24 protein-coding genes are annotated in these 25,170 nt (G+C 45.7%); 5 read left to right on the top strand and 19 right to left on the bottom strand.

What is annotated here, in order from left to right:
- Positions 1–104: 104 nt before the first annotated feature.
- The 6 genes from BN8899_RS16815 to BN8899_RS16790 are packed head-to-tail and all read right to left on the bottom strand — an operon-like array spanning position 105 to position 5,721.
- Entirely contained in the window at positions 105–2,276 is a 2,172-nt protein-coding gene (locus BN8899_RS16815; protein WP_065220269.1) for a S46 family peptidase, read from the bottom strand.
- Between the two features lie 29 nt (positions 2,277–2,305).
- Positions 2,306–2,887, bottom strand: a complete 582-nt coding sequence (locus tag BN8899_RS16810; protein WP_065220268.1) for a Maf-like protein — start codon at positions 2,885–2,887, stop codon at positions 2,306–2,308.
- A 2-nt stretch (positions 2,888–2,889) separates the two neighbouring features.
- Positions 2,890–3,834: a geranylgeranylglycerol-phosphate geranylgeranyltransferase gene (locus tag BN8899_RS16805; protein ID WP_065220267.1), complete on the bottom strand. Its 945-nt coding sequence runs from the start codon at positions 3,832–3,834 to the stop codon at positions 2,890–2,892.
- 16 nt (positions 3,835–3,850) lie between these two features.
- Positions 3,851–4,378, bottom strand: a complete 528-nt coding sequence (locus BN8899_RS16800) for a KdsC family phosphatase (protein ID WP_018336379.1) — start codon at positions 4,376–4,378, stop codon at positions 3,851–3,853.
- 21 nt (positions 4,379–4,399) lie between these two features.
- Complete coding sequence (locus tag BN8899_RS16795; RefSeq protein ID WP_065220266.1) at positions 4,400–5,239, bottom strand: Rossmann-like and DUF2520 domain-containing protein; 840 nt, start codon at positions 5,237–5,239, stop codon at positions 4,400–4,402.
- A 2-nt stretch (positions 5,240–5,241) separates the two neighbouring features.
- Positions 5,242–5,721: a hypothetical protein gene (locus tag BN8899_RS16790; RefSeq protein WP_065220265.1), complete on the bottom strand. Its 480-nt coding sequence runs from the start codon at positions 5,719–5,721 to the stop codon at positions 5,242–5,244.
- Positions 5,722–5,875: 154 nt separating this feature from the next.
- On the opposite strand from BN8899_RS16790, the gene BN8899_RS16785 reads away from it, so the two are divergent.
- The 5 genes from BN8899_RS16785 to BN8899_RS16765 all read left to right on the top strand — a co-directional run bounded on the left by BN8899_RS16785 (position 5,876) and on the right by BN8899_RS16765 (position 11,984).
- Positions 5,876–6,664 carry an aminotransferase class IV gene (locus BN8899_RS16785; RefSeq protein WP_018336382.1) on the top strand — a complete coding sequence of 263 codons (789 nt, stop codon included), beginning with the start codon at positions 5,876–5,878 and terminating at the stop codon, positions 6,662–6,664.
- A gap of 109 nt (positions 6,665–6,773) precedes the next feature.
- Positions 6,774–8,147 carry a serine hydrolase domain-containing protein gene (locus BN8899_RS16780; RefSeq protein ID WP_065220264.1) on the top strand — a complete coding sequence of 458 codons (1,374 nt, stop codon included), beginning with the start codon at positions 6,774–6,776 and terminating at the stop codon, positions 8,145–8,147.
- Positions 8,144–9,268, top strand: coding sequence for a glycerate kinase (locus BN8899_RS16775; RefSeq protein WP_065220263.1), 1,125 nt, complete (start codon positions 8,144–8,146; stop codon positions 9,266–9,268). The genes BN8899_RS16780 and BN8899_RS16775 overlap by 4 nt, the downstream gene beginning before the upstream one ends.
- A gap of 119 nt (positions 9,269–9,387) precedes the next feature.
- Positions 9,388–10,461: a butyrate kinase gene (buk, locus tag BN8899_RS16770; protein WP_018336385.1), complete on the top strand. Its 1,074-nt coding sequence runs from the start codon at positions 9,388–9,390 to the stop codon at positions 10,459–10,461.
- A gap of 131 nt (positions 10,462–10,592) precedes the next feature.
- On the top strand, positions 10,593–11,984 hold the full coding sequence (locus BN8899_RS16765; RefSeq protein WP_065220262.1) for a hypothetical protein: 1,392 nt from the start codon (positions 10,593–10,595) through the stop codon (positions 11,982–11,984).
- Positions 11,985–12,054: 70 nt separating this feature from the next.
- On the opposite strand, the gene BN8899_RS16760 is transcribed toward BN8899_RS16765, so the two are convergent.
- The 13 genes from BN8899_RS16760 to BN8899_RS16700 form a co-directional block, all read right to left on the bottom strand.
- Positions 12,055–13,200 (bottom strand): M20 metallopeptidase family protein, encoded by a 1,146-nt coding sequence (locus tag BN8899_RS16760; protein WP_065220261.1) that lies wholly within the window; start codon positions 13,198–13,200, stop codon positions 12,055–12,057.
- Between the two features lie 88 nt (positions 13,201–13,288).
- Entirely contained in the window at positions 13,289–13,855 is a 567-nt protein-coding gene (gene xpt, locus BN8899_RS16755) for a xanthine phosphoribosyltransferase (RefSeq protein ID WP_018336389.1), read from the bottom strand.
- Between the two features lie 60 nt (positions 13,856–13,915).
- Entirely contained in the window at positions 13,916–15,430 is a 1,515-nt protein-coding gene (locus tag BN8899_RS16750) for an outer membrane protein assembly factor BamB family protein (protein WP_065220260.1), read from the bottom strand.
- Positions 15,431–15,569: 139 nt separating this feature from the next.
- Complete coding sequence (gene purL, locus BN8899_RS16745) at positions 15,570–19,265, bottom strand: phosphoribosylformylglycinamidine synthase (protein ID WP_065220259.1); 3,696 nt, start codon at positions 19,263–19,265, stop codon at positions 15,570–15,572.
- Positions 19,266–19,358: 93 nt separating this feature from the next.
- Positions 19,359–19,997: a DUF6266 family protein gene (locus BN8899_RS16740; protein ID WP_065220258.1), complete on the bottom strand. Its 639-nt coding sequence runs from the start codon at positions 19,995–19,997 to the stop codon at positions 19,359–19,361.
- A gap of 30 nt (positions 19,998–20,027) precedes the next feature.
- Entirely contained in the window at positions 20,028–20,651 is a 624-nt protein-coding gene (locus BN8899_RS16735) for a DUF6266 family protein (RefSeq protein WP_065220257.1), read from the bottom strand.
- 17 nt (positions 20,652–20,668) lie between these two features.
- Positions 20,669–21,253: an N-acetylmuramoyl-L-alanine amidase gene (locus tag BN8899_RS16730; RefSeq protein WP_065220256.1), complete on the bottom strand. Its 585-nt coding sequence runs from the start codon at positions 21,251–21,253 to the stop codon at positions 20,669–20,671.
- A gap of 32 nt (positions 21,254–21,285) precedes the next feature.
- Positions 21,286–21,657 (bottom strand): 3TM-type holin, encoded by a 372-nt coding sequence (locus BN8899_RS16725; protein ID WP_065220255.1) that lies wholly within the window; start codon positions 21,655–21,657, stop codon positions 21,286–21,288.
- Positions 21,658–22,007: 350 nt separating this feature from the next.
- Entirely contained in the window at positions 22,008–22,541 is a 534-nt protein-coding gene (locus BN8899_RS16720) for a hypothetical protein (RefSeq protein WP_065220254.1), read from the bottom strand.
- Positions 22,541–22,720, bottom strand: coding sequence for a hypothetical protein (locus tag BN8899_RS16715; RefSeq protein ID WP_065220789.1), 180 nt, complete (start codon positions 22,718–22,720; stop codon positions 22,541–22,543). The genes BN8899_RS16720 and BN8899_RS16715 overlap by 1 nt, the downstream gene beginning before the upstream one ends.
- A gap of 213 nt (positions 22,721–22,933) precedes the next feature.
- Complete coding sequence (locus BN8899_RS16710; RefSeq protein ID WP_065220253.1) at positions 22,934–23,308, bottom strand: LytR/AlgR family response regulator transcription factor; 375 nt, start codon at positions 23,306–23,308, stop codon at positions 22,934–22,936.
- 125 nt (positions 23,309–23,433) lie between these two features.
- Positions 23,434–24,672 carry a DegT/DnrJ/EryC1/StrS family aminotransferase gene (locus tag BN8899_RS16705; RefSeq protein WP_065220252.1) on the bottom strand — a complete coding sequence of 413 codons (1,239 nt, stop codon included), beginning with the start codon at positions 24,670–24,672 and terminating at the stop codon, positions 23,434–23,436.
- Positions 24,673–24,850: 178 nt separating this feature from the next.
- Positions 24,851–25,159 carry a nucleotidyltransferase domain-containing protein gene (locus BN8899_RS16700; RefSeq protein WP_065220251.1) on the bottom strand — a complete coding sequence of 103 codons (309 nt, stop codon included), beginning with the start codon at positions 25,157–25,159 and terminating at the stop codon, positions 24,851–24,853.
- Between the last annotated feature and the right edge of the window lie 11 nt (positions 25,160–25,170).

The raw sequence follows: 25,170 nt of genomic DNA, 5'->3' as shown, positions 1-25,170 counted from the left end.
ACGCAAAGATAATAATTATCTTATAATAATTGAATCCCATCTACACGAAAAAGAGGTCAGAATAACCTGACCTCTCGAATATAAAATACGATCTGAAATATATTCTAGTGAATAATCTCCATCTCCTCTATCAAATGTTTTGCCCCGGCATATTTGTCTATGATAAAAAGCACGTAACGGATGTCGACGGCAATATTCCGGCAAATCTCGGGACTGTATTGCATATCAGACATCACCCCTTCCCACGCCCGGTCGAAGTTCAGACCGATCAGATTGCCTTCCGCATCCAACACCGGACTACCGGAATTTCCGCCGGTCGTGTGGTTGGTAGCAATAAAGCATACCGGAACCTCCCCGTCTTGCGTGTACGGACCGAAATCACGGTTCTTGTATAGTTCCCGTAATTTCTGCGGAACATCATAGTCATATATATTCGGGTTATCTTTTTCCATAATTCCCTTCAATGTGGTGTAAGGCGTGTAATACACGGCGTCTAGTGCCTTGTAACCAGCCACCTTGCCGTAAGCGATGCGCAACGTGGAGTTGGCATCCGGATAAAAGATTTTGTCAGGCTGCATTTCCATCAGACCTGCCATCCACAGACGGTTCAGACTATTTATCTCCCTTTCGATGCGTCCTAACTCGGGACGGATTTTCTCCATGAACAAGTTTTGGATGCCTTCCATCATCATGTATATCGGGTCTTTCTCGATTTTCTTGATCGTTTTATCGTTCAAATTATTCACGAATGCCAACAGACGATCCTCGTGGGCAAATATCGATTTCTTGAACAGATCTGCCGCATACCGCTCGTAAGCGTTTCCTTTGGCATATTTCGGGGAAAGACGTACAACTTCCGGTATCCATTGATTATCCAAATCCTCGTTGTTATATAATTTAAGCATTTCAACCAGAATGCGTTCATCTGTTGCGACATCGTAATCTTTATAGAAAGATTGGATGTATTCTTTCACCCTTTGTTTAAAAACCTCTTTGTCGTTGGCTTGGTCGTAAACTTCCAGAATCTGTTTTATATTACGTGCTAACTCGATCACTTCCGCACCCCGCAACCCAGCCTCGGTAGCGTAAGCGGCTGCAAGAATATATTCCTGACGAGCATCATACAAATTCTTGTAACGGTCAACCAAGCCGATATATTCCGTTTTCCCGTTCGCTTGTGCCCATTGGTTGAAATTCCGCTCCAGTATCCGCTTATTGTCAGCCGTGCTGAATCGGTCTAATCCCTTGATCTCTCCCTGCCATTTTTTCCAGGCGTTGGCAACATTGGCTGCTTTAGCCGCATATTTGATACGTAATAATTCATCCGATTCCATAGCCGCGTTAATCACTTCTAACTTTGCCGTTCGAATCTTGATCTTGTGCGGGTCTTCCACGTTAGCGATCTGATCGATAGCATAAGAAGTCAAGTACTCGTTCGTAGTTCCGGGATAACCGAAAACCATGGTAAAATCACCTTCTTTTACCCCCCGGGCAGAAACCTTGAAGAATTTAGCCGGTTTGTAAGGGACGTTATTGGGTGAAACGGCAGCGGGTTCATTGTCCGGTCCAGCGTAAATACGAAGTACTGAAAAATCACCCGTGTGGCGAGGCCACGTCCAGTTATCCGTGTCACCCCCGAATTTACCGATAGCCGAGTTAGGCGCTCCGACCAAACGTACATCCCGGTAAATTTTGAAAACAGACATGAAATACTGATTCCCGTTAAAATAGGGTTTAATATTTGCTTGCAGATTCGTGCCTTTGACGGCTTCTGCTTCAAGCTTACGACTAACTTCCTTTATCTTTTTGGCACGCTCTTCCTCAGACATATTGCTATTTAAGGCGGCATTGATTTTCTCAGTCACGTCTTCCATACGCACAAGGATAGAAGCCGTCGTTCCGGGATTGGTCAATTCTTCCTTTTTCGAGTTCGCCCAAAAACCATCACGCAAGTAATTGTGTTCCAAACTAGAGTGAGCTTGTATCATACCGAAAGCACAATGGTGGTTCGTGATCATCAATCCCTCGTCACTCACGATTTCTCCCGTGCAAAAATGCTGAAAAGGCGATCCCTCTCTCCCGAGACCAACCACGGCATCTTTTAACGAAGCCTGGTTAATATCGTAGATGTCTTCCGCCGTTAACTTAAATCCGGCTTTCTGCATATCTTCAATGTTGTATTTCTTCAACAACATCGGTATCCACATCCCTTCATCCGCGAAACCCGGTAAGGCAATCAGTATGAAAGCCAAAAAACATAATGTAATTTTTCTCATTTACTGGTATTTTAGATAGTTATATATATTTAAAATTGTAACATTCGTAAAGTTTCGTACAGTTTCTGCACCGGAAGCCCCATAACATTATAAAAAGACCCCTCGATACGTTCGATACCGATGTAACCGATCCACTCTTGTATGCCATAAGCCCCGGCTTTGTCGAAAGGTTTATATACATCCACGTAATACTCTATTTCTTCGTCAGATAACTCTTTAAAAAATACATTTGTCAATGCCGAGAAAGATATCTGTTTTGTCTTTGTCGTTACGCTCACGCCTGTCACCACCAAATGGCGATTTCCCGACAATTCTTGCAGCATCCCGATTGCTTCTGCCCGGTTGGCGGGTTTCCCGAGTATTTTACCGTGGATACATATCACCGTGTCAGCAGTCACCAGCACTTCATCCGGTTGCAGTTCCTCCCGGAAAGCCTCTGCTTTCACTTTAGAGAGATATTCCGGCACTTTCTCCAAAGGCAAATCCTTCGGGTAGTCCTCCACTATTTTCTTCTGTCTTACTTCAAAAGTAAGCCCTGCATCTTTCATCAGTTGCTGCCTGCGGGGAGATGCTGAAGCCAATATGAGTTTGTAATTTTTTATTGAATACATCTTTATGCTTGACAATTAAAGAAGTGATGCAAAAATAAGCTGATACCAATGCACAAGGCCATAATCAAACGAATCAACCTCAACTGGAATTTCATCTTGTCATTTTTCAGCACGGAATACCCGTACACGAGGTATGGAACAATCAGCCCGATTAGAAAATAAACCAACATAACGGCGGAAGATCTGAATTCCATGATAAAAAATACGACCAAAGAGATCAAACATACCGCTACCAACGTGATAATAACTTTACGAGCCACGGGAATACCGCATTTTACCGGGATGGTCATGATGCCTTCTGCCCGGTCGCCATTGACGCTGTACATATCCTTGTTTATCTCGTAAATCAACATATTCAAGAACAAAAAATAAGCGAAACAGGAAGTCCAGTAAAATACGTTGTTAAAATCCATTTGGGTTTTCACGATGACATCTGAATAAGCCTCGTTAAGCAAAGGAATTTCAAAGGTTGCCACCGTGAGGGGAATCAACCCCGCTAGAAAAGCCACGATCAAGTTACCCCACAAAAAGCGTTTCTTGAAACGGGAAGAATAGAACCACAAGATAGCTGAAATTACCAGAAACAGGAACACGATTTCGCTATGATGAACGTTGCGAGCCAGATAATAAGCAATACCGACGGCAACCATGTTCAACAGGGTATGAAGGGTAATTGCAGCACGACGACTGATCGTTTTCCCCACGATCACGGGTCTGCTACCGGAAATCCGGTCTGCCTTCGTGTCAAAATAATCATTTATGACATAGGCAGCCGATACCAAACAACACACGGCAATGACCAAAAGTGAAAAATCACCCTCGGGCATTTGTAGATCACCCCCCTCTTTATCCAGCAAGGGAAGAATAACCAAAAATCGCATGGCATACATCGTGAATGCCGTGAAAGCGATTGTTCTTAACCGTATTAATCTGAATATTTCAAACATACGTTATCTTTTGTAACTACATACATTTCACGTGGCAATGGGTATCCATCCATTCTCCTTTGGCTTTCAATACCTGGGAAACGACGTCGCGCACGCAACCAAGTCCCCCGGGTGTATCCGAGATATACCGTGAAATAGCTTTGATTTCCTCGCAAGCGTCTGCCGGACACACGGGCATCCCCACGATGGTCATCACATTGTAGTCCGGTATATCATCTCCCATGTACATCACGTTCTCGGCATTCAAGCCGTATTTTTCCAGAAATTCGTTCAACGCTTCCACTTTGTTCGCCACGCCTAAATAGACTTCCTTAACTCCCAGCTTGTTGAAACGTTCTTTTACTCCTGGGGCATAACCGCCGGAAATAATACATACGGGGTATCCTTTCTTCACGCAATACATCATCGCGTAGCCGTCTTTCGTGCAGGATGTCCGCACCAAATCACCCTCCGGGGTTATATTCATCTCGTGACGAGAAAACACACCATCCACATCAAACGCGAAAGCTTCTACTTTTTTCAATTCCTCTTTGAACAGTTTCATGTTATATTGTTTTTATATTATCTACCATAATGTAGGCATATCATTAATCTCTGATGACGACGTCTTGGGCTCATCCGTACTCTCCTTCACCTGTGCTTCCTTGATACCCTCCGACAGTAACGTGTATATTTTCAATAATTCCTTATCTTGCTTCAACATACTCTTGTGCATATTCATGATACTCTCGTCACCCCGTTTAGCGGGTCCGGTTTGGGCTTCCTCGGGTGTCAGAAGCATCACTTTATGCGCCGTTTCGAAAATCAAGGGGCGTAACATCGCGAACGATAATCCATTTTCTTCAAGCAATTTCCCTGCCACGCCGTACAAGTAGTTCGGGAAATTACAAGCAAACACGGCGGCAAGGTGCAATTCTTTGCGTTGCTGTGAATTTATAGCATGAATCTTACTCGATAACTTCTCCGCTAATATTTTGATTTTACCTGAAACACTTGAAGAACAACCCTCTATGCACAAAGGTATCTCGTCGAAGTCCAAATCTCTTTTCTTGGAAAAAGTCTGCACCGGATAGATTACCCCGTAATGCTTTGAGAAAGGTTTCAATACATCCATCGGCAAGCTTCCGGAAGTATGTAACAAGAGTGCTTCCGATTTTATCCTAACCGTCTTCAATAAAGACGATAACGAATCGTCACTTACACAAAATATATAAATATCACCATCCGGGTATATCTCCCCGATTTCCGCCGTGTAGGATATACCTGTTTTTACACCTAACGCACGGGCGGACTCGATCGTGCGGCTATATATCTGGCATAGGTTCTCGCCCGCTTTCAACAAAGCTGAAGCCAAATGATGTGCCACATTTCCCGCACCGATCAATATAATTTTCTCCTGTTCCATAATTAATAAGCAATATTTTTAGGAGGTAAGACACCACTTTTCAAAGCTTCCAGCAAACGCTCGCTCGCCTTGCATATATCCTCGTGAAAATCCTCTGAAATCAATACTAATCTCCCGTTGATCATTTGTAAATGTTTGTATCCCATGCTATTCCCCGATTGGTTCAATAATATTAAATCACTCCCGGGAATAAAGGTATGAGTCATTTGGTTGCGTAGTTTATCATACAAGAAACAATTATCATTTAACAGTCGATAACGTCCTCCGAACAATTTCTTCACGGCAAGGGAAAAACGTTTTGCCGATTGCCCTTTTGCTTTCATGGGTTTGTTGTCCAGAAAGCTTCCCAGTACTTCGACCGCCTGCCCCATGATGACAAATTGCATATATGATAGCCCGGCATTCTGCAATTTAGCGATCTCTTTTTCAACCACTTCACGTAAAAAATGCTCGATTCTTTCTATTTGTTCTTCTGTTTCCATACGTTAGTCAAAAGTAATGCGAATAATCGAAAGTTACAAATATTCACGGGGTGTTCCGAAAGAGAGATAAAAGTACATATTATTTTTATGAACTTTTCCGTCCGGATAATCGTTTTAAAGCATAAATTTGCGCTGCAATAAAAGGAGATAAATTATGATGCTATTTAACAACGAACCGATTGACAATAAAGAATATTCCGAGGAAATCTTGAACCACGGATTAAGTCTTTACGAGGTTTGCCGGGTCTTCCGGGGAAAAGTTATATTTCTGCATGACAATATTTTAAGACTTGACAATTCAATTAAAAAATCAGGCCTGAAGATCGATATTGCCGATTTGAATGTAGAAGGGAAATTGAATCGTCTGATAGACCTCGAACACATCAAGGAAGGTAATATAAAATACGTGTTGCACGTTTCCCCCTCGGGCATCGACGAGTATGTCTACCAGATCAAACACTCCTACCCGACGGAAGAAGCCTATCAACATGGAATAGAAACGGTTACTTGCCGTGCCATGCGGGAAAATGCCGAGGTGAAATACATCAATTCCGGTTTGCGGGAAATGACCAACAAGATCATGCAGGAACAAAGAGTTTACGAGGTGCTGCTTATCGATAAAGAGGAATATATCACGGAAGGTTCCCGTTCCAACGTGTTCTTCATCAAAGACAACACCCTGTACACGGCCCCGCTTCCCCACGTACTGCCCGGCACGAGCCGTAAACGTGTATTGACGATCTGCGAGGAAAACAGCATACCCGTTGAAGAAAAAAGAGTGGCTTACAAGGAATTATCCGCTTATGACGCCGCTTTTATCACGGGTACTTCCCCGCTCGTGTTGCCCATCCTGCATATCGACAAAATCACCTTCAACCCGCGCCATCCCTTGCTTGTGAAGGTCATGGAACGCTACTTCGATTTGTTAAGCAAGAATTTTTAAAACTGTTTTACATGGATTTGCTTTGATAAAAAATACATTTTTCTTAATATTGCAAGCGTAATGTTCTTTTCTTCTAGAATGTTACGCTTTGATTTTTTAATAGCATATAATGAAATACACGATAATACTTATATTACTACTTCTCGTACTTGTTATCATTCCCTGGAAATCTCACCCCGAGAAGTTTCAGGACGAGCAGGCTCCCCCTCAAGATACGCTGGTTACAGCCATTCATGATTTATTCACCAACGAATTTTCCGATTTAGACGAAACGAAACGTTTAGATCAAACCATTCAACGATTTATGAATCAATGGGAAATAAAAGGGGCATCATTGGCTATCATGAAAGACGGTAAATTGATTTACAGCAAAGGATACGGGTACGCCGATGAAGAAAACGGAATAAAAACAGACGTGAAACATATTTTCCGTATTGCTTCCGTTTCCAAGTTAATCACCGCGGCAGGCATCATGAAGCTGGTCGAGAACGGTAAATTATCATTGGATGACAAGGTGTTCGGGGAAGACGGCATATTGAACGACACGACGCTCTATTACCCGATCAAGGATAAGAGGACAAAGAATATTACCGTGGAGAATTTACTTCGCCACCAGGGAGGTTTTTCCGCCCGTTACGGCGACCCGATGTTCAAACCCGTGGACATCGCCAAGAAAATGGATGTTCCCGCGCCAGCCGATCTGAATACAATCATAAAATTCGTGTTATCCAGAAGATTAGGATTCACTCCGGGTACAAGCACGAACTACTCTAACGTGGGTTACGGGATATTGACCAAGGTCATCGAACAGGTTGCCGGGGAAGAATACGAACGTTTCATTCAAGACAGCATATTGATTCCGGCAGGATGCTACGATATGCATCTGGCTCGAAACCTGTACGAAGAACGTTATCTGAATGAAGTGCGTTATTATGAACAAGCGGATGCCGATCTCATTCAGTCGTGTGACGGAAGGGATACTTTGCTCCCGCGCAGTAACGGGGGCAACAACATAGAAGCCCTTTACGGGGCTGGCGGATGGGTCGCCTCTCCTACCGAATTATTGTGCTTCCTGGCTTCCATTGACGGGGATGACACCTATCCGGACATTTTAAGTGAAAGCAGTGTCGAAACGATGGTCAGTTGCCCGGGCTTCTCCCTGCCTATCGGCTGGATGAAAGCGAACAACCGCGGGGATTGGTTACGTTCCGGTACGCTGGCGGGCACCAGTGCCATGCTTAAACGCCAGCACGATGGCTTTTCTTGGGCTTTTATCACGAACACGAGCAACTGGACAGGACCTCATTTCCCACAGAAAATCGAACGCATGATCTATCAAGCAATGAACCGGGTAAAAGAATGGCCGGACCGCAATTTGTTCGACCCGGCATATTGCAAGAACTACCACGACCAAAAGAAATTACTTGCCAACGAGGAAAGTCCCAAATTCGGTCCACCCACGCCAGAAAATTTGAAGCTATGAATTTCTTGCATGGACGCCATGTCTTACTAGCACCCAACGCCTTCAAAGGGAGTTTAAGTGCTTTTGACTTCTGTAAAATAGTCGAGGCTGAATTCGAGAAATGCGGCTTGTCCACTCTGTCGCTTCCCCTCGGAGATGGCGGAGATGGGACTGCCGAAATCATAGCCTGGTACATGAAAGCCATTCCAGTCGAGACTATCACCAAAGATGCGTTGGGAAGGGAACGCATGGCATTCTATTACAGGCATGAAGATACCGCGATCATAGAACTGGCGGCTGCCTGTGGCTTAAAACATTTGAAACGGGAGGAATACGACATTCTAAACACGAACACTGCCGGATTCGGGGTATTAATTAATCACGCAATTGCACACGGGGCAAAGGAATTAATCCTCTGCGTTGGGGGAAGTGCCAGCGTTGACGGTGGCACGGGAGCCCTTCGGGAAATGGGGTTGACAATTGTAAACGGGGATAGTTTGAACAATAATTATATTACAGATATTAAGGATATTAATATTGATTTTTTACAGGATAAGTTTAAGGATATTCACATCACGATCCTGTGTGATGTAGACAACCTGCTTTGTGGCGCTGAAGGGGCGGCAGCCGTGTTCGGACCACAAAAAGGAGCCTCCCCCGGGCAAGTTGTCATGCTAGACAAGCAATTGCATTATTTTGCGGACTTATTGCACATGAAAACAGGCAAAGAAGTACTTCACTTGAAACACGGGGGCGCAGCCGGAGGCATCACGGCAGCCATGTACGCCCTGTTGGACGCCGATCTTGTATCCGGTTCATCATATTGCCTCTCTCTCGCCCGTTTCCACGAACATTTAGCCGGGGCGGCAGTCGTCATCACCGGAGAGGGAAAAATAGACCTACAATCGCTCTACGGCAAGATTCCGGGTACCGTTGCTTCCCTTTGTAAACAACAAGGAGTACCTGTTTACGCCATCACCGGACTTTCGGACAAACAAGTAACCCCTTATTTTGACCAAATATTTACTTTAATCCACTACGCCCGTTCGGTGAACGACTCCATCACGAATGCTTCCCACTACTTAAAAATAGCGACACAGGCACTTATTGACACCCTGTACACCTCCGCTTATTCGGATTGATTCTCTATAATAAATAAATTATCACTTTTCCTTTGAGTTTTGCTTACAATTTATAAATTTTGCAGCCTCAAAACGTGCGAAAAAGAATAATTATTAATACAAAGATAACATTTAATACTATGTCATTTAAAATTCTCGCGATTAACCCGGGTTCTACATCCACGAAAATCGCTATCTTCGAGGACGAGAACGAGAAGTTTGTAAAGAACATTAAACATTCTGCAGAGGAGATTGCCAAATTCGACAACGTGGCTTCTCAATTCCAATTCCGTAAAGACATCATTCTTTCCGAGTTAAAGAGTGCCGGATTTGATATTAACGAAATCAACGCAATCGTTGGAAGAGGTGGTTTAGTTAAACCTATCGAATCAGGTGTGTACGAGGTAAATGAAGCATTGATTCATGACTTGAATAATCCTCCGATGGGTGAGCACGCTTCTAATTTAGGAGGTCTGATCGCAAACGATATCGCTAAATCGCTTGAAAATGGAGCAAAAGCATATATCGCCGATCCGGTTGTCGTTGATGAATTACAGGACGTGGCACGTATCAGCGGTCACCCTGCATTCAAGAGAGTTTCCATTTTTCACGCTTTAAATCAAAAAGCGATCGCCCGCACTTATGCCAAAGAGATCGGGAAAAAATACGAGGAAACAAACTTGATCGTGGCTCACTTGGGTGGCGGCGTTTCTGTCGGGGCACACTTGCAAGGACGGGTGATTGACGTGAACAACGCTTTAGACGGCGACGGTCCTTTCTCCCCCGAACGTTCGGGTTCGCTTCCCACGGGACAACTCGTGAAACTTTGCTTTAGCGGGACCAAAACGGAAGCAGAAATAAAGAAAATAATTAAAGGCGAGGGTGGTCTGGTAGCTCACTTGGGAACGAATGACGCTTACGAGGTAGAAATGAAAGCAAAGGAAGACCCGAAATATAAACTGATCCAAGACGCCATGTCTTACCAGGTAGGTAAAGCTATCGGGGCAATGGCTGCCGTGCTGAAAGGTAAAGTGGATGGTATCCTGTTGACAGGGGGTATCGCCTACAACCCCTTCCTCGTGGATTACGTGAAAGAAATGGTAGGTTTCATCGCTCCCGTGAAAGCTTACGGCGGCGAAGATGAAATGAGAGCCTTGGCAATGAACGGCTTGATGGTTCTTCGTGGTGAACTCACCGGGAAAATCTACAAATAAATAGTTTTAGGTTAGTATAAATCGGAAGTCTGGGAGTCTATGGCTCTCGGACTTTCTTCATTTAAGCCTATAAAACCTATATTTATTCAAATTATTTGTAGTTTTGTAGCAATTAAAAAACTCAATAACAAATGAAAATATCGGCTTATTCACTTGGTGTGCTAGGTTTACTATTTGCTTTTATCCTCCCTAGCAACAGTATGGCGCAGGACGTGCCTTTGAAAAAACAGGATCTGAAAACAAAAGCAAAGATAACTGCCTTCTTTTCTGATTATCTCTCCGGTAAAGAGGATTCTTTTGAAAGCAAAACAACGATCAAACCCTCCGATACGAAAAAAATGCAGGCTCTCGTGTGGGCGGCTTGGAAAGAAGCAAACAATAATTTCAGGGAAGAGAAACTTATTAACCTTGAAAAACTGGAATTGGCAAAATCCGGCAAATGGACTCTTCCCAAGACCCTTGAACCCAATGCGATTATGCCTTATTACTGGGGAATCAAAGGGGATGCTATGCCTGAAGGCGGTTACCCGCTGTACTTGTACACGCACGGTTCAGGACACAAAGACAGTGAATGGCAAACCGGACTCTCTATATGTCAGAGATTCGATGATGCCCCCTCCGTGTATTTCATTCCTCAAATCCCCAACATGGGCGATTACTACCGTTGGTGGCAAAAGGCAAAACAATTTGCATGGGAAAAGATGTTGCGTCTGGCTTTTGTTTCCGGGAAAATCAACCCGAATAAAGTATATTTCTTCGGTATTTCGGAAGGCGGATATGGCAGCCAACGGCTTGCCTCGTTCTATGCCGACTATTTAGCCGGAGCCGGTCCTATGGCTGGAGGCGAACCTCTTAAAAATGCCCCCGTGGAAAATTGCAGGAACATCGCTTTTTCATTACGCACGGGAGCAAAAGATGTGGGTTTCTACCGGAATAAACTCACGCAATACACGAAAGATGAATTTGACCGGTTACAAAAATTGAACTCGGGAAGCTTCATTCATAAAATAGAACTCATCCCGGGTATGGGACACGGTATCGATTATCGCCCCACGACCCCGTGGTTAAAAGAATATACCCGCAACCCTTACCCGAAATTTGTAAGCTGGGAGAATTTCGAGATGGACGGATTATATCGTGACGGATTTTACAATCTAGTCGTAAAAGAGCGTTCCAACAATGATGATACCTCCCGCACTTACTACGAAATGAATATCCAAGATAACAGCATCACTCTTAAAGTTGATCTTGTCACATACAAAGCAACGGAGATCGACCCGCAATGGGGTATTCAGTTGAAATTTGACAAGACTTATCAACCCGCCACGAAAGGTAAAGTAATCATTTATCTATGCGATGAATTGGTAAATCTGGATAAAGAAATCACCTTGACGGTCAACGGGAAAGAAGTTTTCAAAGGTAAAGTCAAACCGGAACTCAAGCATATTGTAAATAGCTGTGCAACATTCTTTGACCCGGCAAGACTATACCCGGCAGCCATAGAAATTGATCTGGCGCAATAAAGATTTCCCCATCATTCATAAATCCCGGTTTATCTCACGATTGCCGGGATTTATTGTACCCTTCTCCCTGTTAAAATACCCGTAAACAGTTCTCCACCATCAAGGCGATCCCCGTTCTTATGGCATTCTCATCCGGTGACATCTTCGGATTATGCAACGGGGGCAGGCTTTCCTGTTCCGGTGGGCGAACTCCCAGTACCCAAAAGGCTCCGGGAATCTTTTCCAGATAGATAGCGAAATCCTCTCCCAGGGTAAGATGATTCATGGGAATCACATTCTCTTCCCCAAGAAGTTCCCGGGCATTCTGCTCGACAAATTTAGTCAATCGTTCGTCGTTCACGAGTACGGGCAAGCCATTCCAAGTCTTATCCATCGTGAAAGTACACCCGTATAAATCGCAAATCTCTTTGGACTTCTCCTCTATCAACTCGAATATCCGGTAACGCAAAACGTTATCGTGCGTCCGGACCGTCCCCAATACTTCCACCTTATCCGGAATCACGTTATTACACGTCCCGCCGTGCACGGAAGTGATTGAAATCACCGCGGGAATCAATGGATCACGGAATTTCGTGACCAACGTCTGGTAAAATTGTATCAAACAAGCCGTTGCCAGTATCGGGTCAGACCCCATGTGGGGCATTGCCGCATGAGTACCCTTTCCTTCCACGGAAAAAATAATGTTATCGGAAGAGGCAAAAAATGCCCCTGGTCGAATGCCTATTGTTCCTGTCGGGAGATTCGGGAAAACGTGTTGCCCGAATATAGCTTGTGGCACGGGATCTTTCAACAATTCAGGCAGCAGAAGACGAGCCCCTCCCGGTCGTTTTTCCTCGCTGGGCTGGAAAACCACTTTCACGACACCCTGCAATTCCCGCTCCCTTGATTTTAATACAATAGCTGCCCCTAACACCATAGCCATGTGCATATCGTGCCCGCAAGCGTGCATCATCCCCGGCTGGAGAGAACAATAAAGCAACCCGGTTTCTTCCGTCACTTTCAAGGCATCCATATCCGCCCGGATAGCCACGCACTTCTCCCCTTGCCCGATCATCGCGATAATACCGGTTCCAACTGTACAATATCGGATTTCGTACCTATCCAATACACTTACAATATAGCGTTGTGTTTCCACTTCCTGCATCGCAAACTCCGGATGCTGGTGGAAATAACGCCTGAACTCAACGGCTAACGGAAAAATTTCTTCTATACTCATATTAATTATTAAAATAACAACCTAAATAGATTGTTTTTATAGGGATGGCAGAACTCTCCTGTTTATTCATGCTCATGGCTAGCTCGGGTTATCGAATTTTAATCTGGCAGTTATCCAAACTGTCAATAATTGCCAACGACTCGATATGCACGCCTCGCTCCCGCAGCAAGTCCCCCCCATGTTGGAAAGCCTTCTCTATAATGAATCCCATGCCCGCGAGTTCAGCACCCGCCTGTTCTATCAAATCAATAATGCCATTCGCGGCATTCCCGTTCGCCAAAAAATCATCAATAAAAAGAACTCGATCCCCCTCTTTCAAAAAATCCCGGCTGATACAAACATTGTATTCTCTGTCCTTCGTGAAAGACCGGATGGTCGTGGAGATCATGTTTTCCATCGTCTTCGGTTGCTTTTTCTTCGCGAAGACCACCGGCAACTCCAAAAGATAGCCCACCATGATCGCCGGAGCAATACCACTCGCCTCTATCGTCATCACCTTGTTGAAATCCTTATTGGCAAAACGCCTCACGAACTCCACCCCGATGGATTTCATCAGAATCGGGTCCATCTGGTGATTAATAAAACTATCCACTTTCAAAATTCCCCCTTCAAAGCATTTGCCATCCTGTAATATCCTTCTTTTCAGTAATTCCATATATCGAATGATTATTGCACGTTTTCAACTACAGGGGCAAAAGTACAAAATTTTCCTCGTTTACCTTATGATACTTTCTAAATCTACAATCACAATCCGGTTATTTTGAGCGTCAAAAAGTTTATTCCCCACTCGTACAGTCTGTTTTCCCATCCGGAGATGCGCCACAAGTTCTCCCCGGGGATTGACAACTAATGTTTCATCCTCGTTTACCAGAAAATGATAATCTTGATAATCCATGTAACTAACCCAATATTGCCCCGCCTTCAATTTCTCGTAAGACTTCAAATCCGCGTTTATACACAATATCTCCTGCTTGTTCGTGTACACGTAAGTCTTGGTAGAATCAATTTCGAACAAACTTTTGTATAAAGCATTGTCTGGCACAAACACTTTGTCGCTGACCAAATACTTCATAGCATCTTTTTCCTGGTCATATTTAAAACTGAGGGACGAGATCTTCCGAATATCATCTATCGGAAACTGAAGCATATACTTTTCAAATAAAGTGTACAGTTTATCCCCTTTCAAGTGCACGTAATTTATTTTACCAAATTCCCGGGGATAAGCCGAATACGCATTTTGCAATCCCGTTTTCTTGTTAAACGAAGCGATATACGCCGCCCCCCACACGGGATAAAGACTCCCGACCTTACCATAACCCAGGCTAACCATATACAACTTATCGCCATGACCGAATAATAGAGATTGTCCGGTCATTTTGCGAGGAACCCCTTGAAACCACAACACTTTTCCATCCTTGTCCAGACAAAACAGTCGATCGCACGAAGCCACGTAAATTTTGTGATCATCGACATATATATTCGACACAAGACTCTGCATCAATTCTTCTTTTCCCTTCTCGAATTTCAAATCTTTCATGAATATTTCGTGACGCCAGGTCTTTCCGTTCTTCACGTTAATCGAGTACAAGGCATCGGAAATCACGAGCAAAAGGGAATCATCCGTCCCGTTTATTTCCGTCCAACCGTATTTCGAGTACAAAGAATGCTCCCATAATACCTTTCCGGTTTTCACGTCCACTCCCTGCAACTTGGGATGTATCGTTTGTAGGGAAGCTGATTTATACCCTATTGCAACACCCCATTCTTCACTAGCGTGCGAGAAATGGTTTTTAAGTTCCCACAAAATTTTTCCGCTAGTACGATCATAACATTTTGTACGACCACTCACTTCAGACAAAAATATACTTCCAATAGGATTCAATTCCTCGTGCTCGTTATTCACTTTCTGGTACCACAATACTTTCTCGCTATCCGTATCCACGGCTAAAAGTACTCCCGCGTTCAACAGGTTACCCGATTTAGACAATCTGTCCAATTGCACGAAAAGCGAAGATTTCACCGTATCCGGGAACATATGGCGTACAATCCCGTCCAGTATAATTTCACGCCCCTCGATATTAGTTTGACGCTCATAATCCCGTCCCACAATGCGACTCCCTGTTTCTTCGGCATCTACTTTCCGGCGGGACTGTGCACCGACTTCCGGGACAATAGCCAAACCTATTCCTAACAACAGGAAAAAGCGAATCATGTGTAAGATTGCAACCATAAGCGAAGGTATTTGTATCTATATTCTACAAATATAGAATAATAATTTAAAGAAAAAAATAAAACAAGTCCGTAAAGTCGTATGGAATATTCCTTTGACTTTACGGACTTTATAGACCTTACGGATTTTATAGACTTAACTAACGTCCTTTCTGCTTTTCTACCCACAAACGTGCGTTCACGAATGCTTCGATCCAGGGACTAACCTCGTCATTTTCGCGCCCTTCTTGATAGTACGCCCAGTTCCAAGGTTGAAGAGAACGTTCCAAGTGAGGCATCATTGCCAAATGGCGCCCGTCCTTACTGCATATTGCGGCAGTGGCAAACGGCGAACCGTTCGGGTTAGCCGGGTACGTGTCATGTGAATAACGTACCGGGATATTGTATTCCTCCTGACCATAAGGCAAGTAGAATTTCCCTTCTCCATGAGCTACCCAGATTCCCAGACGAGTGCCAGCCAATGTCTTCAACATCACGGAATCATTTTCCTCGATGTCCACGCTCAAGAATGCCGACTCGAATTTATGAGAATCATTATGCAACATCTTTGCCTTCTCCTTGTGCTCCGGATAGATCAAATCCAACTCTACCATCAACTGGCAACCGTTACAAATCCCCAAACTCAACGTGTCTTCACGCTTGTAGAATTTCTCCAGGGCAACACGTGCCTTCTCGTTATACTTGAATGCACCCGCCCAACCTTTTGCCGAACCAAGCACATCCGAATTGGAGAAACCTCCCACGAACACGATCAAATTCACGTCTTCCAATGTTTCACGCCCACTGACCAAGTCCGTCATGTGCACGTCCTTCACGTCGAAACCGGCAAGATGCATTGCCCAAGCCGTTTCCCGCTCGCACTGGCATCCCTTTTCCCGGATAATAGCCGCCTTGATGCCCGAAGGCTTCGTGCGGTTGCGATCCAGCCCGTATTGTGCCAATTTTCCCGTGAACGATGGGGAGAACTTGTATTTCAATTCGTGATGTTTATAGTTTTTGAATCTTTCAAGTGCCAATTCATTGCCACTCTGGCGACGATCCAACAGGTAAGAAGTCTTGAACCAAAGATCCCGCAATGATGCGATGTCGAGATTCAACGCGGTAGCATCTTTCTTGATATTCAATTTCCCGGCTTTACCCAAACGTCCCAAGAAATTATAAGCGACACCCGCTTCATCCAGAATAGCGGCAACTTTCTTACAATCCTTGATCTGTACCAATACACCCGGATTCTCGGCAAATAATATCTTCACGATATCCTTTTCCGCCAGATAAGAGAAATCAATATCCAATCCCAGGCGATTGTCGGCAAAACACATCTCAAGCAAAGCGGTTACCATACCTCCCGCTGAAATATCATGTCCGGCAAGCACGTATCCCTCGTTCACCAAACGCTGAACGGCAGTAAACGCGTTTCCGAAATAATCGGCATCCTTCACGTCCGGAGTTTCTTTACCCACCTTATTCAAGATCTGGGCAAAACTGGAGCCACCTAACTTCAATTTGTCAAACGAGAAATCGATATACACGATCTCCGTGTCTTTATCAGCTTTCAATACCGGAGAAACAATCTTCTTCACGTCGATCACTTCCCCCACGGTAGAAATAATCACCGTACCCGGGGCATACACCTTGTCTTTGCCGTATTTCTGCGTCATAGAAAGCGAATCCTTCCCCGTCGGGATATTGATACCCAATTCTATCGCGAAATCACTGGCAGCCTGCACGGCTTTATACAACCGGGCATCTTCCCCGGCATTCTTGCAAGGCCACATCCAGTTAGCCGACAGGGAAACTCCCCGCAAACCTTGTTCGATAGGAGCCCAAACCAAGTTGGTCAAAGCCTCCGCTATAGCCAAACGAGAACCGTTAGCCGGATTAGCCAAAGCGGCAACCGGAGCGTGACCGATAGAAGTTGCGATTCCTCTCTCCCCGTGATAATCGAGTACCACGGCACCCAAATCGTTCAACGGCAACTGCAACGGTCCGGCACACTGTTGATGAGCCACCCTGCCCGACACGGAGCGGTCAACCTTATTCGTCAACCAGTCTTTACAAGCTACCGCCTCGATCTGCAACACTTGCTCGATATACTCTTCAACCTTATCGGCACTATATTCAATTTCTGCAAAATGTTCTTTTACACTCTTGTCCTCCATGATCGTCTTCGGAGGATTCCCGAACATATCGGTCATCTCCAGATCGATCGGCTTCTCCCCGGTCTTCCCGTCCTCGAACACGAAACGGTGGTCTCCGGTGGTTTCCCCCACCACGTACATTGGCGCACGCTCACGGTCAGCAACCCGTTGTAAAGTTGCCACGTCCTCGGACTTCATCACGAGTCCCATGCGTTCTTGTGATTCATTCCCCACGATCTCCTTGTCAGAAAGTGTCGGGTCGCCCACGGGCAATTTATCCAAATGGATCAAACCTCCCGTTTCTTCCACCAACTCGGACAAACAATTCAAGTGTCCCCCGGCACCATGGTCATGGATAGACACGATCGGGTTCTCGTTGCATTCCGCCATGGAACGGATGGCATTGCATACCCGGCGTTGCATTTCCGGATTGGAACGTTGCACGGCATTCAACTCGATAGCGTTGGCATACACACCCGTGTCAACAGATGAAACGGCTCCGCCGCCCATACCGATACGGTAATTGTCACCTCCCAACAGCACAACCTGCTCGCCCACTTCCGGCGTATGCTTAATAGCTTGATCCTTATTTCCGAATCCGACTCCGCCGGCTTGCATAATCACTTTATCGTAACCATACGTTTTCTCGTGTTCCTCGTGCTCGAAAGTCAGCACGGAACCCACGATCAACGGTTGCCCGAACTTGTTACCGAAATCAGAAGCTCCGTTAGAAGCCTTAATCAATATATCTTCCGGTGTCTGGTACAACCATTTCCGGGGATCAATCACTTGCTCCCACGGGCGATCGGCATCCAAACGGGGATATGAAGTCATGTAAACAGCCGTTCCCGCTAACGGAAGCGAAGCCTGTCCCCCGGCAATACGGTCGCGGATCTCACCTCCCGTACCTGTCGCGGCCCCGTTGAAAGGCTCTACCGTGGTTGGGAAATTATGCGTTTCCGCTTTCAACGAAATCACCGTGTCAATATCTTTCTGCGTGTAGAAATCCGGCTTATCTTGCGACACTGGGGCAAATTGCACGCTGGCAGGTCCCTCGATAAAAGCGCAGTTATCCTTGTAAGCCGATACAATCCGGTTCGGGTTCGTTTTGGACGTTTTCTTGATCATGGCAAACAGGCTTTCTTCCTGTTCCTCCCCGTCAATAATAAACCTGCCGTTAAAAATCTTGTGGCGGCAATGCTCCGAATTCACTTGCGAGAAACCGAACACCTCCGAATCCGTTAACCGGCGATTCAATTTCTTGCTCAAACCCTCAAGATAGGAAATCTCGTCCTCGTTCAACGCCAACCCTTCCTGTTTATTATATGCCCGGATATCCTCGATATACACTATCGGCTCCGGCTTCTTGTCAATCGTGAATGTATCTTGGTTCAACCCCTTGTAAAATGCTTGAAGCATCGGGTCAAAAGCAGCTTTCTCATCTTCAACGCGAGTAAATTCCTCGATTCTCAATATCCCGGAAATACCCATGTTCTGGGTAATCTCCACGGCATTCGTGCTCCAAGGGGTAATCATTTCCCGACGGGGTCCCACGAAAAAGTTATCCATCACATCATTCTCCACCTTCTTCGCCCCGCTGAACAACCATTCTAACTTACTTACGTCTAAAGGATTTTCCGCTTCTTTATAGTGTACGGCATACACTGTTGCATCTTTTTGATAGAATACTATAGCCATGCGTTTTATTTGTTTATTTTCAACTACACGTGTTCGCACCGCGAATATAATAAAAAATTCCCCGCCAGCCTCTCAACTGGCGGGGAAAAAACTCTATTCCGGTTGAACCACCACGCTATTCGATGCTTTCCGCTTATCTTTCGACAACATGAAAGCGTAAAACACGAGATTTTCTTTGCTCCACCCCTCGTCCATCGCGATCGACGTTGAACCGGCTTCCTGGCGGCTCCGGCAAGGTTCCACGATCATCGTCTTCCCGGTCTTCTCGTAGACCACCACGTGCAACACGTCTGTCGGGTTGGCTACCGCATTCCATCGGGTTTGTGCCTCTTGCGAAACAATAACCTTGTGACTTTCCTCGTTCACGGTGACCGTCACCTTGCAGTTTTGTAAAGAACCCGCGGCACATTTGAGCTTCTCGTGGTCAACCGTCGGCACGTAATTCTCGTCCACCGTCACTGCCTCCATGTTATTTTGCACGAAGGCGTTATAGAACGTGCGTCCCCCCTTGCGTCCCGGGAAACCGAGTGCTGCAGCCGGGGCAAAATACCGCGAAGTTTCCTCCAGTGCCTTCAGCTTTGCCCGCTGGGTCAACTGCCCGGGAGTCTTCGGGTTACGCACCGTGCTTCTCTTTCCCCGGGCGATGCTATACCCGTTTGCCCCGGCGTACATCGTCACGTTAGCCACTGATTTTCTCACATCTCCTAACAAAAATGATTTAAATAAAGCCATAATACTAAATTTTAAAGGTTAAACATATACTCATAACGTAAAATGCAAATTCTCTGAAAAATCATCTCTTCCCGCCGCCCCGAAAAAACAATACAAATGTACCGTTTCCCTCTCTTCGCTCGCGAGTTCTATCACGGCGGCTTTATCCGCCCGTACAGCCCCGGTTTCTTCCGGTCCGGCAATCCGGAAATTCTTATCCTCCATCATCACCACGCACCACAATTCATCTTCCTTCCGTTCATCGCTCTGCATCTCTTCATTCTCCCACGTCAAGCGAACCTTATCCCCCTCCCGGTACGCTCGAAAATCATGGGGTAATCCCAAACTTCCCGAACTGAAACGCACCAGATCATACAGCAACGACGTCCCGTTAAACGCCCGGATATTGGCCTGCACGAAAAGATTATACGCCGAACGTTTCTTTCTCCGCCCCACCGCCTGCCACACGAGCGCCAACAACGTCTGCCAGACAACCCCATAAAAAGTAACCGTGCCCCGCATTCTCTCCCGGTAATACAATTGCAGCTCCGAACGACAATCCTTCACCTCTCCCGGGGCTCTCCTCGCGTAAAGATTATCCCCCACCTGGTAGTAAATAACCTTCCCGATCCGTCCTGAAAAACGATTAAATATTCTAGAATAACAACGAGCCATATCGACCTCCTTTCCGGTTAATTAAATTTCAAACTCTTCTTCAACTCCTCGAAGGGAAATGCGGGTCCCGGATCCACCTTCCGTGAAGTGATATCCGAGTGCCTCACCAGGTATTTGATTTTGTACCTTTCTTGCAGCAACTTGCAAACCTCTTCCAAAATCTTGAACTGCCCTTCGGTAAACAAATGCCAGTACCTCGCTCTCCCTTCCACTTCGGTCGTGTACACCTGGTTGGGAGAATATTCCCTCCCGAAACACGAGTAAAACCTGTCGCCCACCCGTTGTAACTCCCCGGCATTATCCAACTCTATGCCGATGGAACAATCATTCAGGTTTACCCTGCCGGCATGATAACTCTTCCCCGCGTGCCACGCTTTCACGTCAAAAGGCAGCAACTGAAATATCTCCCCGTCCCGGCCAACCACCACGTGAGCCGATACTCCCGTGTCCGGCCTGCTCAAATAAAGGGCGGACGAAACGGCACTTGCACCTCCCGTGCCATGCAGCACGATCGTGTCCAATCGGGATAACTTCACGTTACATTTGCAACACTGCAAATACTTCACGTTATCTCCAAACAATAAATGGTCTACAATTTCCATAACACGCTAAAATTTAAAATAAAACACCTTTTTTACTTCCGTCTTCGGGTCAACAGGTTGCCGGTGATCGTCTCCCCGCTTCTCCCGATCACGTAGCCGCCTACCCCGATCTCCAGCAAATCCCAAAAGCGGGAACTGTCCGACAACATGGGTGACCCCGTGAACACGCCCAGCACCACCAACAAGGCGAGTACCAGCATCACGATCGGGCGCCACGACCGTTGCAACCAGTTTCCCCGCGTCTCTTCGCCCACTGCCGCCGACTGTTCACGTACCAACTCGCTATTGTAACGATACACCAGAGATTGTATCTCTTCCTGTATCTTCTGCTTTTCTCTCGAGGACACCGACAACCGATTCACGATATCCCCGATCTCTCTAATCACGTTCTGTAATACTCCCATAATCTTTTGTAATTTTTAATTGTATCCCCAATATACATCTCGCCCCACCCCTTTACCAACTAAATTATCTGAGTGAACCGGTTTATTATATGAATGACCGGAAAAATTATCTGAATGAAACTTGTTCAATTAAAACAAATTACATACCTTTGAGTCGGACTGAACATTTTACACGAACAAGTTGAACATTCCGCCCCTAAATTTCAGGTACACAATAATGCACTCCGTAACGTCTATGTAGATGACGACTTTTCCGAAATGATTGAAAATCCTAAATTATGGGGCAGATATATTGAATCTGCCATAGGCGCATTGCTGACACCGGGATTATTTTTCTATCAATGCAAATGCTAATCGAAATAATCGTACAGTTGATTAAAATCCCTGGTTAATTCCTCTGGAAGAGTTGGGCATAAATTTAACACGCTTTTCCTTACAAGAATATAGGCACTTTTATCCATCATCACGTAATGCTCGAAGACATTTTCATCAAAATAAGTTGCCATCATGGTACTATATACACGAAAACGTTTGGTCATGTAAGTCGATTCACAATCCATGTTCGCTCCAATAAAACCAAATGACGCTCGCTCGTTGTTCATTCCTATTTCACGCATGATAGCCACACAAGTATTTATAACGGGTCTTGCTTCATTCAGTCCCGTCAGCAAATTATACTTCTTCTCGCTATTTCTGTGAGCCTTCAAATGAAATTTCACCGCATAAAAATCCCGCTCATACACCTCTACCCACACCCAATACCATTGGTGTGATTTAGGAGATTTGAACGTGTAAAGTAACTTGTATTTCAAGAAAGAACGTGCTGTATCACTATTTTCAACAACCTTCTGCACGAAACGATACGGGTAATAATGCAAATCCATCACATCAAGTAAGGATACACGTTCACGCGCAGACGTTCCAACTCTTGACGGGGAACTTTCACGAATTCTTTCCCACAGATAAGTTTATTACGTTCATCCTTGGGCAAATAACTGAAACGCTTCTCCAGTATTTCCTGTATCTCCTTTTTCGACTTATTATTTTTCCTTGGATTCCCCATAACAAATGACATTAAATACAACTACCTCACAAAGGTACGAACTTTTTTCCAGAAGATCAACTATTTCGCTTCCTCTCTATTCAAAATTAAATATTTATAATTATTCCAAGTTGAGTTCCGTCGTTTTCACCCTCTCCTCCAGTCCTAAGTCTTCCCGGATAAAACGCAACTTCAGCAATTATAGGTCATCTCACAAGAACGATTAATAATTAACTATTCCTCTTCCCTCGTTTTCAAATCCCAAATAACAAAGCACCCGAACACCTCTTCCCGGTAAGGCTTGCTGATAGGGATTATTTTTCTATTAATGCAAATCGTCTTCCCGATGAAACCATCCACCGCCCGAAGATTCACGATATAACTTCGATGAACCCGCCGGAACATACTTTTCGGCAAGCGAAGTTCCACCATAAAAAGAGAATAAGAAATTAATATCCGGGGCTTATCCCGACGGTAAATATAACAATAACAACCCGATGCCTCCACGTACAAGATTTCCGAGTAAAAACACCTCTCCATACGTTCTCCCTGGCGTACAAAAAAACAATCTCCCACGAGACGTTGCGATTGATCATTCAATTCTTTCATAACTTTCCAATTTTATATCTCGCGAAATGACCTTTTCATGTACAGGGAAACAATACCCCAAAAACAAAAAAGAGGTGTGTCGAAACACACCTCAATCGTAAATCGCCCAATCGTGAATCATAAATTTACAAGTTTCTCTTGATTTGTTCAACGATATACCGCACGTCCTCGTCCGTCACCCGCGGACCACTGGGCAAACAAAGCCCCGTCTTGAACAACCCCTCGCTCACCCCGTTCACGAAACACGGGTTGTCCCGGTACACCGGTTGCAAGTGCATCGGTTTCCACAACGGGCGACTCTCTACCCCCGCCCGGTCCAACGCCAACCGCGTCGCCTCCACGTTCCGGTTCGGCTCGTGAGCCGTGTGTAACCCCGAGACCGCACGGGTCACTCCCGCCGCCCCTCCGACAGCACCTTGCACCGCTTCTTCATAAGCGTGCTCCTCTCCCTTGACATGCAAGCCCGGGTCCAGCGTCACCGTGCAAAGCCAAAAATTGCTGTCATAACGTGACGACGGGTTCTCGTGAAGCGTCACCCCCTCCACCTCCTTCAGCAACTCCCGGTACAGCGCTTGAACGTGCTTGTGATGCGCCACGTGATCCTCCACCACCGTCATCTGACCCCGCCCAATACCGGCACAGATATTCGACATCCGGTAATTGTAACCGATCTTCTCGTGCTGGTAATAAGGATAAGCCTCCCGTCCCTGCGTCGCGTAAAACATCACCTCCCGCTTCGCCGCCTCGTCCGGGCAAATCAACGCACCGCCGCCACTCGTCGTGATCATCTTGTTCCCGTTGAACGACAACACCCCGTAGCGACCGAACGTCCCCAGCACCCGACCGTCATACCTCGAGCCGAACCCCTCCGCAGCATCCTCTATCACAGGGATTTCATAACGTGCAGCGATCTCCTGTATTCGCTCGCAATCGTACGGCATCCCGTAAAGCGCCACCGGGATAATCGCTTTCGGCTTACGCCCCGTCTTGGCTACCCGGTCCCGGATCGCCTCCTCCAGCAACCCCGGGTCCATGTTCCAGCTATCCGCCTCCGAGTCCACGAACACCGGCGTCGCCCCCAGGTAAGTCACCGGGTGAGCCGAAGCGCAAAACGTGAACGACTGCACGATCACCTCGTCACCCCTCCCCACTCCACAAGCCAACAACGCCAAATGTACCGCTGCCGTACCCGCCGACAACGCCACCACCTCCTTGTTCTCTCCAACAAATCGCTTGATATCTTCCTCGAAACCGTTCACGTTCGGTCCTAAAGGCACCACCCAGTTCGTGTCAAATGCCTCTTGTATATACTTCTGCTCCTCACCGCTCATGTGAGCAAGGCAAAGATAAATTCGTTTGTCCATAAATTCTATGATTAAAAAAACTTGTTGTCGATTTACAAAAAAACTTACTCGCAACTTATATAAGTATCAATCAATTCAATAAACCTGTACACTAGCGGGTACATATAATTTTTGATCTCGGGCAAAAGTTCCTTGGCTGAACTCCGGTATCGCACCACGCTATGACGTTGCTCCAGGGTCATAACACGATAGCGTCTTTCATCACGTTCTCGTAAAACGGGGTTACCTGTTTGCCCCACTCGCAAACAGACAAAATAAAAGGATTAATTTGAATCCCGGTCTGGAGTTCCAACTCGTACAAGGGAGCTGTTAACGCCATCTTATCCGCCAACGTGACAACGTCCTTGTCCAATAATAACAACAAATCGATATCGCTTTCAGCCCGTGCTTCTCCACGAGCTTCACTCCCGTAAAGAATTACCGTCAATCCCGGAACCACATACTTCAAAACCTTTTTGATCCGTGCCACTATACTTGAACGTCTCATTTTTCCTCCCG

The organism is Butyricimonas sp. Marseille-P2440, assembly GCF_900091675.1.
In the GTDB taxonomy this organism is placed as follows: domain Bacteria; phylum Bacteroidota; class Bacteroidia; order Bacteroidales; family Marinifilaceae; genus Butyricimonas; species Butyricimonas synergistica.
This window is presented reverse-complemented; position numbering and strand designations above follow the sequence as displayed.